The organism is Marinobacter gudaonensis, from assembly GCF_900115175.1.
GTDB classification, from domain to species: domain Bacteria; phylum Pseudomonadota; class Gammaproteobacteria; order Pseudomonadales; family Oleiphilaceae; genus Marinobacter; species Marinobacter gudaonensis.
In genome coordinates, this window is sequence record NZ_FOYV01000002.1 from 197,539 (window position 1) to 213,451 (window position 15,913).

15 protein-coding genes are annotated in these 15,913 nt (G+C 60.8%); 6 read left to right on the top strand and 9 right to left on the bottom strand.

Going from position 1 to position 15,913, the window contains the following annotated elements:
- Positions 1-10 precede the first annotated feature (10 nt).
- Positions 11-337, bottom strand: a complete 327-nt coding sequence (gene grxD / locus BM344_RS14025) for a Grx4 family monothiol glutaredoxin (protein ID WP_091991581.1) — start codon at positions 335-337, stop codon at positions 11-13.
- Between the two features lie 238 nt (positions 338-575).
- Here grxD and argF point away from each other — a divergent pair, with 238 nt between their 5' ends.
- Both argF and BM344_RS14035 read left to right on the top strand, forming a co-directional pair.
- Positions 576-1,490 (top strand): ornithine carbamoyltransferase, encoded by a 915-nt coding sequence (argF, locus tag BM344_RS14030; RefSeq protein WP_091991583.1) that lies wholly within the window; start codon positions 576-578, stop codon positions 1,488-1,490.
- Positions 1,491-1,494: 4 nt separating this feature from the next.
- Positions 1,495-2,568, top strand: a complete 1,074-nt coding sequence (locus tag BM344_RS14035) for an ABC transporter ATP-binding protein (RefSeq protein WP_091991585.1) — start codon at positions 1,495-1,497, stop codon at positions 2,566-2,568.
- Between the two features lie 13 nt (positions 2,569-2,581).
- Here BM344_RS14035 and glpK read toward each other — a convergent pair whose 3' ends face one another.
- The 3 genes from glpK to BM344_RS14050 form a co-directional block, all read right to left on the bottom strand.
- Positions 2,582-4,063 (bottom strand): glycerol kinase GlpK, encoded by a 1,482-nt coding sequence (glpK, locus tag BM344_RS14040; RefSeq protein WP_091991587.1) that lies wholly within the window; start codon positions 4,061-4,063, stop codon positions 2,582-2,584.
- Between the two features lie 269 nt (positions 4,064-4,332).
- A complete protein-coding gene (locus BM344_RS14045) occupies positions 4,333-5,952 on the bottom strand; it encodes an ATP-binding protein (RefSeq protein ID WP_322853418.1) in 1,620 nt (539 codons plus the stop codon).
- A 22-nt stretch (positions 5,953-5,974) separates the two neighbouring features.
- The gene (locus BM344_RS14050) at positions 5,975-6,712 is read right to left on the bottom strand and encodes a response regulator (RefSeq protein WP_091991589.1); all 738 of its coding nucleotides are present in this window, start codon (positions 6,710-6,712) and stop codon (positions 5,975-5,977) included.
- Positions 6,713-6,957: 245 nt separating this feature from the next.
- Between BM344_RS14050 and BM344_RS14055 the strand changes: the two genes are divergently transcribed.
- The gene (locus tag BM344_RS14055; RefSeq protein WP_091991591.1) at positions 6,958-7,719 is read left to right on the top strand and encodes a GNAT family N-acetyltransferase; all 762 of its coding nucleotides are present in this window, start codon (positions 6,958-6,960) and stop codon (positions 7,717-7,719) included.
- Between the two features lie 26 nt (positions 7,720-7,745).
- On the top strand, positions 7,746-8,618 hold the full coding sequence (locus BM344_RS14060; RefSeq protein WP_091991593.1) for a lysophospholipid acyltransferase family protein: 873 nt from the start codon (positions 7,746-7,748) through the stop codon (positions 8,616-8,618).
- Here the strand turns inward: BM344_RS14060 and BM344_RS14065 are convergent.
- The 4 genes from BM344_RS14065 to BM344_RS14080 form a co-directional block, all read right to left on the bottom strand.
- Positions 8,536-9,006: an FKBP-type peptidyl-prolyl cis-trans isomerase gene (locus BM344_RS14065; RefSeq protein ID WP_091991595.1), complete on the bottom strand. Its 471-nt coding sequence runs from the start codon at positions 9,004-9,006 to the stop codon at positions 8,536-8,538. The genes BM344_RS14060 and BM344_RS14065 overlap by 83 nt on opposite strands.
- Positions 9,006-11,213: an acetyl-CoA hydrolase/transferase C-terminal domain-containing protein gene (locus tag BM344_RS14070; RefSeq protein WP_091991597.1), complete on the bottom strand. Its 2,208-nt coding sequence runs from the start codon at positions 11,211-11,213 to the stop codon at positions 9,006-9,008. The genes BM344_RS14065 and BM344_RS14070 overlap by 1 nt, the downstream gene beginning before the upstream one ends.
- 126 nt (positions 11,214-11,339) lie before the next feature.
- Positions 11,340-11,663: a hypothetical protein gene (locus tag BM344_RS14075; RefSeq protein ID WP_091991598.1), complete on the bottom strand. Its 324-nt coding sequence runs from the start codon at positions 11,661-11,663 to the stop codon at positions 11,340-11,342.
- Between the two features lie 211 nt (positions 11,664-11,874).
- Complete coding sequence (locus BM344_RS14080) at positions 11,875-12,912, bottom strand: NADP(H)-dependent aldo-keto reductase (protein ID WP_091991600.1); 1,038 nt, start codon at positions 12,910-12,912, stop codon at positions 11,875-11,877.
- Positions 12,913-13,026: 114 nt separating this feature from the next.
- Between BM344_RS14080 and BM344_RS14085 the strand changes: the two genes are divergently transcribed.
- Together BM344_RS14085 and BM344_RS14090 are read left to right on the top strand one after the other, a co-directional pair.
- Positions 13,027-14,247, top strand: a complete 1,221-nt coding sequence (locus BM344_RS14085; RefSeq protein ID WP_091991603.1) for a glycosyltransferase family 4 protein — start codon at positions 13,027-13,029, stop codon at positions 14,245-14,247.
- The gene (locus BM344_RS14090) at positions 14,213-14,791 is read left to right on the top strand and encodes a phosphatase PAP2 family protein (RefSeq protein ID WP_091991605.1); all 579 of its coding nucleotides are present in this window, start codon (positions 14,213-14,215) and stop codon (positions 14,789-14,791) included. Before BM344_RS14085 ends, BM344_RS14090 begins: the two co-directional genes overlap by 35 nt.
- Positions 14,792-14,809: 18 nt before the next feature.
- Here BM344_RS14090 and dinB read toward each other — a convergent pair whose 3' ends face one another.
- Positions 14,810-15,874, bottom strand: coding sequence for a DNA polymerase IV (gene dinB, locus BM344_RS14095; protein WP_091991607.1), 1,065 nt, complete (start codon positions 15,872-15,874; stop codon positions 14,810-14,812).
- Positions 15,875-15,913 lie beyond the last annotated feature (39 nt).

Here is a 15,913-nt window from a genome sequence, read left to right on the forward strand (position 1 = left end):
AGAGCGGGGATCAGGCTTCTGCCTGCTTTGCAGCGGCCTTGACCATCTTGGCCAGTTCACCACTCTCAGACATTTCCAACACGATATCGCAACCACCCACCAGCTCACCGTTGATGTAGAGCTGCGGATAGGTTGGCCAGCTGGAATAAACCTTCAGGGCCTCGCGGAGTTCCTGGTTGTCCAGGATGTTGACAAACGCAAACCGCTCGCCGCAAGCCATCAGGGCCTGTACGGTCTTGGCCGAGAAACCGCACTGAGGCGCCTGGGGGCTGCCCTTCATATACAGAATGATCGGGTTCTCGTCGAGCTGGCTTTTGATGGTTTCATTGATGTCCATGAACGTCTACCTCTGTTGGAACACTCTTGCCACACGGCAATTGACTTGGCACTCATTGTACACGGCTGCCGAACACCTCACCAAATACCGTGATTTGACCCCGGACAAGTGCGCTGGTTCCACCCCGGTAACGGCGTTGTCATACCGGGCCCGACGGGCTAGACTTGATCCCCCATTTTTTAAGCCAGCAGTCCGGCAACCCGCCAGCGGCGGGATTCGTGGAGATAAGGGCCAGTCCATGGCGGCAAGACATTTTCTGACATTGAACGACATGACAACCAGTGAACTGGAAGATCTGGTTGATCATGCCACGCACCTGCGCAACGAATGGCGTCAGGGCAAGGTGCGGGACTCCCTGAAAAACCGGGTCCTGGCGATGATCTTCGAAAAGTCGTCCACCCGGACGCGCGTGTCCTTCGAGGCCGGCATGGCCCAGCTGGGCGGCTCCGCCATGTTCCTGTCACCCAGGGACACCCAGCTTGGCCGGGGCGAGCCCATTGAAGACTCCGCCATTGTGATTTCCAGCATGGTGGATGCGGTGATGATCCGCACCTTCGCCCATGAAACGGTCGAGCGCTTTGCCGCCGCCTCGCGGGTTCCGGTCATCAATGCCCTCACCGACGAGTTCCATCCCTGCCAGTTGCTGGCCGACATGCAGACCTACCGCGAACATCGGGGCAGCATCCGCGGAGCGACCGTGGCCTGGATCGGCGACGGTAACAATATGTGCCACTCCTACATCAACGCGGCCGCACAGTTCGATTTTCACCTGAACGTTGCCTGTCCGGAAGGCTATGAACCTGCAAAGGAGTTACTGGAAGCCCACAGCGACCGGGTCACCCTGTTCCGGGATCCTCACGAAGCGGCCCGTCAGGCCCAATTGCTGGTGACCGACGTCTGGGCCTCCATGGGCCAGGAGGACGAACAGAAAGCCCGCGAGAAGGCATTTCGTGGCTACCAGATCAATCCGGACCTGTTGGCGGTGGCTGACAAGAGCGCCCTGTTCATGCATTGCCTGCCTGCGCATCGGGGCGAGGAAATTTCCGGAGACATGATGGACCACCCTGCGTCGGTGGTCTGGCACGAGGCAGAGAACCGCCTTCATGCCCAGAAGGCACTGCTTGAATTTCTGATTCTGAACCGTCTGGGCTGACGCGATGGATACCTCTGCTCACTCCCCGGCCGACTGGCTGCTTGAGGTTACCAACCTGTCGTGCGGTTATGGCGGTGATTCGGTGGTCAAGGACGTCAGTTTCGCACTGAGCCACGGCGACATTGGCTGCCTGCTGGGACCCAGCGGCTGCGGTAAAAGCACGATATTACGTGCACTGGCCGGATTTCTGCCGTTGAACGGTGGAGAAATCAGCTTGCAATCCCAGGCCATAAGCCTGCCCGGCCGAACATTGCAGCCAGAGAAGCGCAGGATCGGCATGGTCTTTCAGGACTACGCCCTGTTCCCGCACCTGACCATTGCTGACAACGTGGGCTTCGGTCTGCGCAATCTGGGCAAAGCCGAAAAACGCCAGAAAGTCATGGAACTGCTCAACGTGGTGCATCTGCAGGACCTGGCTGATAACTATCCCCACGAACTGTCCGGCGGCCAGCAACAGCGTGTCGCCCTGGCCCGCGCACTGGCTCCCGAGCCTACACTGATCCTGCTGGACGAGCCCTTCTCCAACCTCGACGCTGACCTGCGCCGAAGACTGAGCCTGGATGTCCGGGAAATACTGAAGACCCTCGGCATCAGCGCCATCCTGGTCACCCACGACCAGCAGGAGGCCTTCGCCATGTGCGATCAGGTAGCGGTGTTGCGGGACGGTCGAATCCAGCAGTGGGATGTGCCCTACAACCTGTACCACGAACCGGCAAACCGCTTTGTCGCCAGTTTCGTCGGCCAGGGTGGTTTCATTCCCGGGACGGCCCTTGGACCAGACGCCATTGAATCAGAGCTGGGCGTGATCCACGGCAACCGGGCCTATAAATGGTCCCCGGGCACTCTGGTGGATGTGCTGATACGGCCAGATGACATCGTGCACGACCCGGAGTCGGATCTGCGCCCCAAGGTCATTGAAAAAACCTTTGCCGGCACCTCAACCCTGTACCGCTTCCGTTGCTCCGAAGACACCGAGTTTGAGGCACTGTTCCGGAGTCACCTGGATTTTCACCTCGGCGAACACGTACCTGTTCGGGTCGAGGCGGATCACCTGATTGCCTTCGAACGGACCGCGTGACCACCGTAACCTATCAGTTGTTGCACACCCGCTCGACCGCGTCCAGCCAGCCTGCGTAAAGTGACTCCCTCAGAGCCGGGCGCATGGTCGGGTGAAATTGACGCTCGCACTCCCAGAGTTCTGAAATCTGTTCAAGACTCTCGAACAGACCGGTCTGAAGGCCAGCCAGATAGGCCGCACCGAGCGCGGTGGTTTCAGTGACCCGGGGCCGGTCGACGGTGACATTGAGAATGTCGGCCAGGAACTGCATGACCCAGTCGTTGACCGCCATACCCCCGTCAACCCGAAGTGATGCCAGGCTGGCGCCGTCGTTCTGGATTGCCCGCACCAGATCCTTGGTCTGATAACAGACCGATTGCAGCCCGGCGGTCACGATCTCGCCAATTCCGGTATCCCGGGTGAGGCCCATGATGGCACCCCGGGCATGGGGATCCCAGTGGGGAGCGCCCAGTCCGGTGAACGCCGGCACCAGATACACCGGGTTGTCCACGCCCACCGCCTCGGCATGGGCCGAGGACTCGCTGGCGTGACGGATCAGCTTGAGCCCGTCCCGCAGCCACTGCATGGCCGCTCCCGCCACGAAAATGCTGCCCTCCACTGCATAGCAGGGTTTGCCGTTCAACCGATAGGCCATGGTCGTTAGGAGCCGATTTTCGGACCGGACGGCCCGATCCCCGGTATTGAGCATGAGAAAACAGCCGGTACCGTAAGTGCTTTTGGCCATGCCCGGGCTGAAACAGGCCTGGCCGATGAGGGCGGCGTGCTGGTCCCCGGCAATACCGGCAATGCTGACCGGCGCCCCGAGCCACTCGGGCTGCGCTGTGCCATAGTCGGCGGCGCTGTCGAGCACCTCGGGCAGCAAAGCCTTGGGAATGCGGAAGAGATCCAGCAGGGTCGGGTCCCAGTCCTGATCGTGAATGTTGAACAGTGCCGTGCGGGAAGCATTGGTGGCATCGGTCCTGTGGGAACGGCCTCCGGTCAGATTCCAAAGCAGCCAGCTGTCGACGGTGCCGAACGCCAGCTCGCCGGCCTCAGCCCGGGCTCGGGCGCCATCCACATGGTCAAGGATCCAGGCAATCTTGGTGGCCGAAAAGTACGGATCAATAAGCAGGCCGGTTCTGTCCACGACGGTATCTTCGTGGCCGTCCGCCTTCAGCTTGGCGCAGAGGGATGCGGTTCTGCGATCCTGCCAGACGATAGCGTGATGGATAGGCCGGCCACTGTCCCGCTCCCAGACCACCGTGGTTTCCCTCTGATTGGTAATGCCGATGCCGGCCAGCGCTCCAGCCTCTATACCCGCCTGCTTCAACGCACCGCGGCACACCGAGAGGGTGCTTTCCCAGATTTCCAGGGCATCGTGCTCCACCCATCCGTCCTTCGGAAAATACTGGTGAAACTCCTGCTGGTCGGTGGCAATGCTGTTGCCGGACTGGTCAAAAACAATGGCGCGAGAACTGGTTGTGCCCTGGTCAATGGCAAGCAGATAGCGGGTCATGAACGGCCTCCTGTTGTTTCCTGCGATTCTAGCAGCAGTGGGGGCCGTAAAGAGTGACGAACCGGGAATTTCACCGGAGACTTAAAACGGAGACATAAAAAAAGGCCGGAAAACCGGCCTTCAAATGACGAATGAAACAAGGAAAGTTCGTAAGAACTACAACCTCAAAAGTCATCCCTTACCCTTCCCATTATGCTGGGGCATTGCCTGCCATTCAGTAGTGCTTGTGTAGTTCGATTGTTACATCAGGTGAGGCTGTGAGCACTGGGTCACAGAACGGCTTCGAGCGGTTTTTTGCGGGGCCATACCAGACTGAACCGGGCGCCGCCCAAGGTGTCGCTTCGGCCAACAAAGGCGTGGCCGCCGTGCCAGTACAGGATGCGCCGGACAATGGACAGGCCCAGCCCGTAGCCGCCGGAAGTTCGGGTGCGACTGTCGTCCAGACGGGCAAAGGCGGTAAACACCTTCTCCCAGTCTGCCTCGGGTATACCGGGGCCGTCGTCCTCTACATCGATTCGGCAGTTGTCCTCATCGCAATGACAGGTCACGCGCACTTTACCGGCGGCATAACGCCCGGCATTACCGACCAGATTCTGGATTGCCCGGTGAATGTAGCGCGGCTCAATATCGGACATCGACCAGCGCTCCGACTCAGGGTCCACCAGGCCTTCGATGGTCAGCTCCGGACGCACCAGTTGCTGCTCCGACACCACCTGGCGGACGATGTCGGTGACCGATGTTTCCTGCAGAGAGAACACGGGACCACCCTGCTCCAGCCGGGCATAGGTGAGAATTTCATCAATCAGCTCGTCCAGCTCCTGGATGTCTCCGTCGATTCCATCCAGCTGTTTCTGAAGAGCCTCCTGGTCCTGACAATCCTCAATCATCTGCACACCAAAACGGATCCTTGCCACCGGCGTGCGCAGCTCGTGGGAGACCGCATGGATCATTTCCCGCTGCACCTGTACCAGGCGCTGGATGTGCTCAGCCATGCCATTGAACGATACCGCCAGCCGGGTCACCAGCCGACTTTCCCCGGCTTCAACACGGGCACCCATTTCCCCACGGGCAATCCTAACCGCCACCGACTCCACCGCCCGGAGATTGCTGTCCACTTCCCGCAGCGCCAGAAACAGCGCGATGGCCAGCACGCCGCCCAGTACCAGGGCCACCAACAACAGCAGAGGCCAGGCCCAGGGGTTAAAGGGAGCGGGCATGTCAATCCGGAACAGTTCGCCGTCAGCAAGCTGGATCATCACCCGGCCGCGTCCGCTCTGCCCTTCCCGATAGAACGCCAGGCCCCGCTCAGCGACCTGTGCGAGCACCTCGGAATCCGGCAGCAGGCGGTCATCACCCACCGACTGAATGTCCACGTTCAGGGCCTCTGCCATCTGGCCGGCCACCTCCACCCGACCGGGCGGTGGCACCGAATCAAGATGCCAACGCAAGATGAGCCCCGTGGCTCTGGCAATATCGCGATAGGGGTCGGCAAGGCGCAACTCAAGAATGTCGCCGGAAACGCCGGCCACCAGCAAACGCAGGCCAACGTTGCTCTCGAGGCTTACCACCTGCCCGTACCCGAGGCGCTCGGCGACCACCGGGGACAGGTCGAACTGAGCGGCACTGCCCTCTCGAAGCTCCAACACCGCTCCGAGCCAGTGATACTGCTCCGCCGGTGCCGGAGCTGCCGCCAACCAGCGCATAAGCGGCTCGGGAAACCGTTCCTGCCAGTACTGCAGGCGAACAGAATTGATACCGGCAAACAGGGCAACGCACAGCAGTACCACCAGCGCGGTAACGCCTGCGAGACGGGCATAGAGCTTGAGGAAGAACTTCAGGGGCATGGCACCAACCCTGGCGGAGACCACCGGTGTGCGCTCAGGCCACACACCGGCTCCGGAGACAGAATCGTCAGGCTTCCTTCACAAACAGGTAGCCCTTACTGCGAACGGTCTTGATGCGCCGTGGATGGATCGGGTCGTCACCGATCTTGGGCCGGATCCGGGACACCCTGACGTCGATGGAGCGATCCTGGCCGTCATACTCGATTCCGCGCAGGGCAGTGAAAATCTCCTCCCGACTGAGCACCCGACCGGCGTTGCTCGCCAGCAACCAGAGCAAATCGAATTCAGCGCTGGTCAAATCGATACTCTCGTCGTTCAGCCAGGCCTCTCGCATGGAGCGATCAACCACCAGGTCATTGAACTGCAGACGCACGGGCTCTTCACCGCTGCCTTCATCGCCGGCACCCTGGCTGCCCTCAGTGACCCGGCGGAGCATGGCGCGGATGCGGGCCAACAGCACACGCGGCTTGACCGGTTTACCGATGTAATCATCGGCACCCATTTCAAGGCCGAGCACCTGGTCCAGGTCATCAGTGCGCGCGGTCAGCATGATAATGGGGCCGGAATAGAAGGGCCGGACCCTCCTGCAGATGGAAAGACCATCCTCGCCGGGCAGCATCAGATCAAGCACCACCAGATCCGGCTGCTCGTTGCGGATCCGCTCGACAGCGGGACCACCGTGGGTTTCGAGGGAAACCGTCAACCCGTTGCTTTCGAGGTACTCTCGGGTCAACTCAGCCAACCGCTCATCGTCTTCGACAATCAGAATTCGCCAACTTTCGTTCGTTTGTTCCACGCCGTCCATCTCTGATTTTGTTATTCCGGTTTCAGGTCATTCTGTGTTTCCGACCATACAGGCAACCTGCTGTAACAGCAATTATACATGCTATTCAGAAATATACATGGAACCGCTGCTTGGTTACACCCTGTGACACAGCGCCACCCGGCTCACTCCGACCTCCATGTCATACAGACGTCATTCCCCGGTCACCGGCCTGTCATACCGGCTTCATAGGCTTGTCGGCAAATGGAAACAAAAGAGACCGAGCCATGACCACACCCGCCGCAAACGCCCGCCGCAGTGCCCGTCGCCTCAAAACCGACCTGACCCGGTGCCCGCAGCAGGTTGAAGCCGCCCAGCGCCTGCGCTATCAGGTGTTCTCCGAGGAGTACGGCAGCGACCTCGGAGCCCGGACGCCCGGCCTCGACGCCGATGAGTTCGACAACGTCTGCGACCACCTGATCGTCACTGATCTCGATTCCGGACAATTGGTCGCCACCACCCGCATCCTGCACCAGGCGGATATTGGTGCCGTCAACCGCTTCTATTCGGCCAGCGAGTTCGATCTCACCCCCCTGCAGAACCTGCCCGGCACCATCGCCGAACTCGGACGCACCTGCGTGCATACGGATTACCGCAACGGCGCCACCATCAGCCTTTTGTGGTCCGCGGTGGCAGCTTACCTGATGGAACGCGACGTCGATTACATGATTGGCTGCGCCAGCATCAGCATGTCCGACGGCGGCCTGAAAGCCTGGCGCATTGCCCGGCACCTGCAGAATCAGTACCTGGCCGATCCCGCTCACCTGGTGGCCCCCTTGCGGGCGCTGCCCCACCTGACCCATGCCCGTGATACCGACCGTCCGGTGGAGGTTCCGGCCCTGATCCGGGCCTACATGCGCCTGGGCGCCAGGGTTTGCGGCGAACCGTGCTGGGATCCGGAGTTTCGCTGTGCCGATCTGCTGGTGCTGCTGGAAGTCAGCAAGCTGGCCGGCCGGTACAGCCGGCACTTCATGCGAACGGCTTCCTGAGCCAAATCCGGGAGAGGACCTGCCCCATGAGCTGGCTGCGACTGGTGTTCCGACTGACTGCGTTCGTGCTGTTCCTCGCGGCGACCTCCGGGCTGGCTATCGCACTGTGGATTATCGATCTGGTACGCACCACACCCATCAACCGGACACCCTGGGCTAACAGCTGTTTTCGCTGGGCCTGTCGCTGTCTGGGGCTGGAGATCCATCAGCATGGTACTCCGAGCGATACCACGGTTCTGTTTGTCAGCAATCACATCAGCTGGTCAGATATTCCGGTTCTCGGGAGCCTTGCCCCCATCCGCTTTCTGTCCAAGGCCGAGGTGGGCCGGTGGCCACTGATTGGCTGGCTGGCACGACAGGCGGGCACACTGTTCATCAAACGTGGCGGCGGCCAGGCGAGAAAGGTACGGGAGCGCATTGCGGACAATCTGCGAACCGGCGAGAGCGTGCTGGTTTTTCCCGAGGGCACCACCAGTGAGGGTCTGGCGGTACTGCCGTTCCATGGACTTTTGCTGGCGGCCGCGCCGGAAAGTGATACGCCGGTGCAGCCGGTCACCATCGCCTACCGCAGGGCGGGGAGACCCGACCACCTGGCCCCCTTCATCGGCCAGGACGAGTTCCACCGTCACCTGCTGCGCCTGTTACGCCAACCCGCGGCACGCGTCGACGTTATCTTCCATCCACCTATCAGTTTTCACGGGCCATCGCCGGTCGGCCCGAACACCGGCGCGTTGGCGGAACATGTCAGGGAAACCGTCAGCGAGGGCCTGGCCAGAATCCATGAGGGCAAGCTTGACCAGGAGAACACCGATACATTCAGAACAGAGGCCGACCCTGGGCAATCTCGTCGTCGGTCGCTTCCCGCCGGCCAACAATCTCCAGATCAAAGTACAGGGTAAAGCCCGCCAGCGGGTGGTTGGCGTCCACCTTCACCAGGTTGCCGTCAATGCCCACCACCTGCACCACCTGGGCGTCATCGCCGGTATTGGTCTGGAATTTCATGCCGACCTGGAGATTCTCGACTCCCTCGAAGAGCGAGCGCGGAACTTTTCGCACCAGATCCTCCCGGTGCTCGCCGTAGGCCATCTCTGGCGGCACGGTTACTTCCAGACAGTCGCCGACGTTGCGGTCTTTCACGGCCTTCTGGATGCCCTCGATGATCTCGGGAGTGCCATAGAGGAAGTGCAGCGGCTCGCTGCCCTCCGAGGTATCCACCAGCTCGCCGATCCGATTTTTAAGGACGTAATGGACGGTAAAAACGTCGGGTCTTGTGTCTGAAGCAGTCATCAGGTTGTCGAGTTTCCTGTATCCGAAGATGTATCGAGTTGCTGAAGGCCATGTATGACCAGTCGCTGATCGAGCCGGTCTCGCAGACTCGCGGGATTCAGCAATCCCATGCGCTCAAGCAGGGATCGGTATCGGTTGTCCTCATCCCTTGCCCGCAGGGCCTGCCAAAGAGTGGACAGTTTACCACGACGGGTGGCGGTTGCGGCCTTCAAGGCCTTAAGGGCTTTCCCTAACCGGAGTTCCTCTTCGGTGAAATCGCAGCCGAACGGAAAGGCCGGGAAGCTGCCCTCACCAGCCTCGGCGATGGCACGACGCACCGCAGCGGGCGTGTTGTTGCACCAGTGCGAGGGTAGCCGGAACGCCGGATCCACCTTGCCCGCCTTCTGCGCCCGGGCCAGTAATTCCGGCTGGAAGCGGGAGTCCGCAATGCGGATCAGTCGCAGGTAGACCTGCTCATCGCACTGCCCCCGGAGATCCGCAACACCATATTCGGTCACCACGATGTCCCGCAAATGCCGGGGTATCGTGCAATGGCCGTAATTGAACACGATATTGGACAGCACTTTGCCGTGCGCATTCCGGGTACTGCGCAGGGTCAGGATGGAGCGGGCTCCCGGCAGCTCGTGAGCCATGGCCACGAAGTTGTACTGCCCCCCCACGCCACTGACAACCCTTCCGTCATCCAGGCCGTCGGATACTCCGGCGCCGTTGAGGGTGTACATCATGGCCGAGTTGATAAAACGGGCAGACACCCGCTGCGCTGCCTTGAGTTTCTGGTCACCGAACGGGTGATCGTAGAGCTGATTGATGAAATTGACGCTGGTCATGCAGATGCGGGCGCGCTGGTGTTCGCTGAGCTCCCTGAGGTACTGGTAAAAACGCTCCGGCCCCACGTAAAACCCGCCATGCAGGACAATGCCGCCGGTCAGGCGCTCTCCGAGCATCAGGGCCTCGATGATTTCCCGGGCCTCGGCGTCGTCCAGGTCACCCTCCACCGAGTGACTTCTTAGACATAGCCGGCCACCCTTGAATTCTACCTCGTCCCCGAGAATGCCGTGCCGGACCAGCCAGCGAACGTCCCGGGCCCTGAGCGGATTGTCAATCAACTTTTCCTGCCGCAGGGTATCCAGGGTTTCCAGGGACACCTTCGACGTCAGTTCACCGCGGTTCATCAACGACTGAAGCCCGGCATGCTCGAACACCTCCCGGGTAAGGATGCCTTCCTGCATCAGGTACAGAAAGCCATCAACCATCATCTCGCTGCAGCCGTACAAGCCTTTCTCAAACGGCTCGGTACCGCCGTCTTCAGCGACTACCGGAAACTGCTCGTCGACCCGAAGATGATCGAACACCTTTCGCCAGGTGTCGTTATGCTTGTGACGCATGATGGCACTATGCACCAGCGCGGCGCCGAGCGATCCGATACCGACCTGGAGCGTGCCGCCGTCCTTCAACAGCGCACTGGCGTAGAACCCGATCAGGTGATCCTCCGGGCTCACCGCCATTTCAGGGGCGGAGAAAAGAGGGTAGTCCGATGACGGCTGTTCAAAAACAATATCGAAGCGGTCCGCATCGACCGCAGCATGATTCCCGAACCAGGGGAGACTCTCATTGAGCTCGGCGACCAGAGCGACGGGGGTACCGTTAGCCTCCCGCTCTCGCAGGCGCGGAATGAGATCGAGTGTGAGGTCGGGATTACAGCTCAGGCTAACGAGCCCCGGTTGGCCGTGAGCGGTGCCAGGCGCCACCATCTGGGCGACCACGTTCACCCCCTGAGCCATCAGATCGCGCACGGCATGGGTGTAGTTGGTGCACACATAGTGGCGTTGCTGGGCCCGATTGTTCAGAAAGCTGCCGGCCTTGAAAAAGAATTCCGAGACCCGAATGTTCCCGGGCAACCGCCCTTCCGACACGTCCCGTGCGTAGGCGAGCTCCGGAATCGGGCCATACAATCGTTCGGCGAAGGGCCCCATGAATCGCCGCTCCAGTGACGAGTTGCCTCTCGGCGCCAGCAGAGACAGTGCGGTGACGATGTGCAGTTGAATGCCCGGATCGTCTTTGGCTCTCTGGTACAGCGCATTAACAAACCGGACCGGTTTGCCCAGCCCCAGCGGAAGGCCGAGCGTAATGTTCTTGCCAACCCGGCGGATCACTTCATCCACGCAGGCGTTTACGTCGTTCGATACCTGCCCTCTGTCACCTGACATTACCTAGCTCCCTTTATTCAAACGATCCGTTCGGGGGATCCGCAGTTCACACCGGATGATCACACGAGCATCCCGCGCAAACAATGCGTCAGGTCATGGCAGAGGCAGATGAGGGGATGGCCTGGCTCAGAAATTCCACTTGAGATTAAGGCAGGCGCCTTCAGGGAGCAACGCAATGCCGTGGTCGGCCTGGGCCGGGTCGGAGGCATAGTGCTTGCCGGACTGGCGGGAGCGGGACAGAGTCAGGCTCAGCAGGCGGGACCCGATTTCGGCGAAGGCATCGGAGCTGTCTTCATCAATATCGCCGGAAACCCGCTCCTGAATCGCAAAGATCTCTTCGCTGGCCGTTGTCATTTCCGCTTCTTCGAACACGCGCTCAGACGCTTCGGCGCGAACGACGAAAGCCACGAGATTGAGAGCGAGTAATGCGACGAAGATACGAATAATCATGACACTGCCTGAGACCTTTTAGCGAGACGGAAGTCTACGGAAACCTAAGGCTTTAGTCTAATGATTACCGACCCGAAAGATGTGAATCTGCACACAAAGACGTCGATTTTTTGTCAGCAAATCGGGCTTTTTTTGTCAATTTATGATCCCCAATATTGCTGATTGTAACCAGCCCCGATAACCGGCGGATATCGGGGCTGAACGTGAGGTATCAGGGACAGGGGTAGGTGAACTCCTGGTGGATAGCTTCGATGGCTTCCAGCACCGCCGGGCTCAATGTGACCTTCGCCGAGCCAACGTTCTCCTTCAACTGCTCCATGGTGGTGGCGCCAATGATATTGGCGGTCAGGAAACTGCGGCTGTTGACGTACGCCAGTGACAGCTGCACCGGGGAAAGACCGTGCTGATGCGCGAGGTCGACATAGGCCCGGGTCGCGTCCATGCCGCGACTGCTCGTATAACGGCTGAACCGCTCGTACAGGGTCATTCGGGCCTTCTCCGGCCACTTGCCGCCCAGATACTTGCCAGAGAGCATGCCAAACGCCAGGGGCGAATAGGCCAGCAGGCCCGCCTGCTCGCGATGGGCGATTTCGGCCATACCCACCTCAAAGGCCCTGTTCAGAAGATTGTATGGATTCTGGATGCTGGCCACCCGCGGCCACCCCTTCTCACGGGCGAGGCGCAAGTATTCCATGGTTCCCCAGGGCGTTTCATTGGACAACCCGATATGCCTGACCTTGCCCGCACGCACCAGTTCATCGAGCGCTTCCAGCGTTTCCTCAATAGGAGTGAAGGTTTCGTCAGGATTATGCTCATACCCCAGTTTGCCAAAGAAATTGGTGCTGCGATCCGGCCAGTGCACCTGGTAGAGATCGATGTAGTCAGTCTGCAGACGCTTGAGGCTGGCGTCGCACGCCTGATGGATGTGATCGCGGGTCAGCCGCGGGCCGTTACGCAGGTACTTGAGCCCGTTGCCCGGCCCGGCCACCTTGGAGGCGATAACCAGATCGTCACGACGGCCCCGGCGGGCCAGCCAGTTGCCCAGGTAGGTTTCGGTCAGTCCCTGGGTCTCGGCCCTGGGAGGCACCGGGTACATCTCTGCGGCATCGATGAAGTTGATGCCTTCGGCCGTTGCGTAATCGAGCTGCTCGAAGGCTTCCTGCTCGGTGTTCTGTTCGCCCCAGGTCATGGTGCCCAGGCAGATGAGGCTCACGTCGATGTCCGTCTTGCCAAGCTTTCGTGTCTGCATAACGTCTCCGAAGCGGTTCGGTTAATAAGTAAACGGAATGTCACGGGATTGTCGCATGGCTGTCATGCCGCGTTTCCATAGTAGGGGCATGTCAAAGGACGCACAGGAAACACCGTGACCGAGACCCTGAAGGCCAACCGGCACCCGCAACACGTTACCATTGTTTCCGAGACTTTTCCGCCGGAAATCAATGGCGTGGCCAATACGCTCAGACATTTGTGCCAGGGACTGATGCAGCGTGGGCACCGCGTGACCGTTATACGGCCGAGGCAGCAACATGAGAGCAAGGGGCATTTCAAAAGCGCCGGCGAAGCGCTGTTCACCCACGAGCATGTAGTATCCGGATGCCCTCTGCCCGGCTATGCCGACCTGCGCTTCGGTGTGGCAACACCGGGGCGACTGAGAAGGCTGTGGGTGACCGATCGCCCCGACGCCGTCTATATCGCCACCCAGGGCCCCCTGGGGGTCTCGGCGACATCAGCCGCCCGCCAGCTCGGCATTCCGGTAAGCTCCGGATTTCACACCAATTTCCACAGCTACAGCCGCTATTACGGTGTGGGCGCGCTCGAACGGTTGCTTTGTCTTTATGGTCGATGGTTCCACAATCGCACCGCCATTACGCTGGTGCCAACCCGGAAAATGCAACAGGCCACCCGGGCCATGGGCATTACGGCTACCGGCATATGGAGTCGCGGCGTGGATTGCCGACGCTTTACCCCGCACAACCGTGACGCCGCGCTACGTGAATCCTGGGGGCTGGCCGCCAACGACCGGGCCGTTCTTTATGTTGGCAGGCTGGCGCCAGAGAAGAATCTGCGCATGGCCGTCGCCTGTTTCGAGAGAATCCGGGGACTACATCCGCAAGCCAGGTTCGTGTTGGTTGGAGACGGGCCGCTGCGGCGCCAGCTCGCCCAACGACACCCGGATTACATTTTCGCCGGCACCCGCCGGGGCGACGACCTTGCCCGGCATTTTGCCTCGGGGGACCTGTTCCTGTTTCCCAGCAAAACCGACACCTTCGGTAACGTGGTATTGGAGGCCATGGCCAGCGGGCTTGCCGTGGTCGCCTTTGACGATGCTGCTGCAGCCGAGCATATCCGTCATGAAGAGAACGGCATGAAGGTTCCGCTGGACCAGGACGAAGCGTTCGTCGACAGCGCGTTGCGCCTTGCCGACCAGCCCACCCTGCTGAACCGGGTTCGCGCCCAGGCCCGACTGGACGCCCTGGAACAAAGCTGGGCTGCGCAAATCGAACAGTTCGAGCAACTGGTTTTCAACCAAACGACAAAGGCCGGATATCATGCCTCCAGCAAGCAAAGCGTCTCGCTTCTTTGAACAGGCAGACCAGCGGGAAGTTGCCCTCTGCCAGGCCATCAATCGGGCCGTGCAATTCCGCCCGGCCCGGGGCTATTTCAGGCTGGTCAGCCGACTGGGCGACGGCTGGTTCTGGTACGCGCTGATCCTGCTGGTGCCCTTCCTGCACCCGATGAAAGGCCCGGGGCTGGCCCTGTTGATGGCACTGACGGGGCTCACCTGCACCCTGACCTACAAGTTACTCAAACGCTGGCTGATCCGTGAGCGGCCGTTCATCTCGTTTCCCGCCATCAATTGCGCCACACCACCCCTGGATCGTTACAGTTTTCCCTCCGGCCACACCCTGCACGCCGTCTGTTTCCAGGTGATGCTGACCCTGGCCCTGCCGGGGCTGGCACTGATGGTGCTGCCTTTCACGCTCAGCGTTGCCGCCTCCAGAGTGATACTGGGCCTGCACTACCCCAGCGATGTGGCGGCCGGCGCATTGATTGGCGGCCTGATGGGTTACGCGGCCATGCAGATTCTTTACGCCGACTGGGCCCTGAAGTTCGCCAGTGCGCTCTGATGCGCCACGGTACCCCGGTTAGTCGAACAGCCGGAGCTGGGTCACCGGTGCTTCATCATTGCGGAAGCGCACGCCGAGCCCCAGCAAACGTACCGGTCGCTCCCGGTTGGTGACCAGCTCGGAAAGCAGCGGCAGGTAGTCCTCCAGCTCGGGCTCGGTAACCTGCTCACGAACCCGCTCCAGAGTGTGAGTGGAAAAGTCGCTGTAGCGGATCTTGATGAACAGCTTGTGAATGGGCTTGCGTTGCGCCTTACGCGACAGCCGCAGGTTAAGGTCGGCCACCAGTGAAGCCATGACGGTGACGCAGGCGTCCATGTCGGGCAGGTCCTGGGAGAACGTCCGCTCCACACTGACCGACTTGGCAATGCGCGAGACCACCACCGGCCGCTCATCTCGCCCATGGGCCATCTCGTGAAGACGATACCCCTGCTTGCCGAAGCGCTCGATCAGCCGGTCGGCGCCGAGCGCCTGCATGTCGCCGCAGGTGTGAACACCCAGATCATGCAACTTACCGGCAGTCACCTGCCCCACCCCGAACAGCTTCTCCACCGGCAACTGTTGCACAAAATCGTCAACGTCCTCCGGGCGAATCACGAACAGGCCATCGGGCTTCTGCCAGTCGCTGGCAATCTTGGCCAGGAACTTGTTCGGCGCCACGCCTGCGGAAATGGTAATGCCCACTTCCTGGCGCACCCGCTCCCGCAGATGCCGGGCCATCAGGGTGGCGCTGCCTTTGTGGTCTGCCACGTCGGAGACATCCAGGAAGGCTTCGTCGAGAGACAGGGGCTCCACCAGGTCGGTGAGTTCCCGCAGAATGGCCATTACCTGCCGGGACACCGCGCGGTAGCGGGCCATGTCCGGCGGCACCGTCACCAGCCCGGGACACAGGCGCCGGGCCTCGCTGCCGGGCATGGCTGAACGCACCCCGAAGGCCCGGGCCCGGTAGTTACAGGTAGTGACCACACCGCGCCCGCCCTCGCCGCCTACTGCCAGCGGCACCTCCCGAAGGCTGGGATCGTCCCGCATTTCCACCGCCGCGTAGAAGCAGTCACAATCCACGTGGATGATCTTGCGTTGTGGCATAATCAGCGGGACTCGCGTCGAATTTCTGTACATTTATAC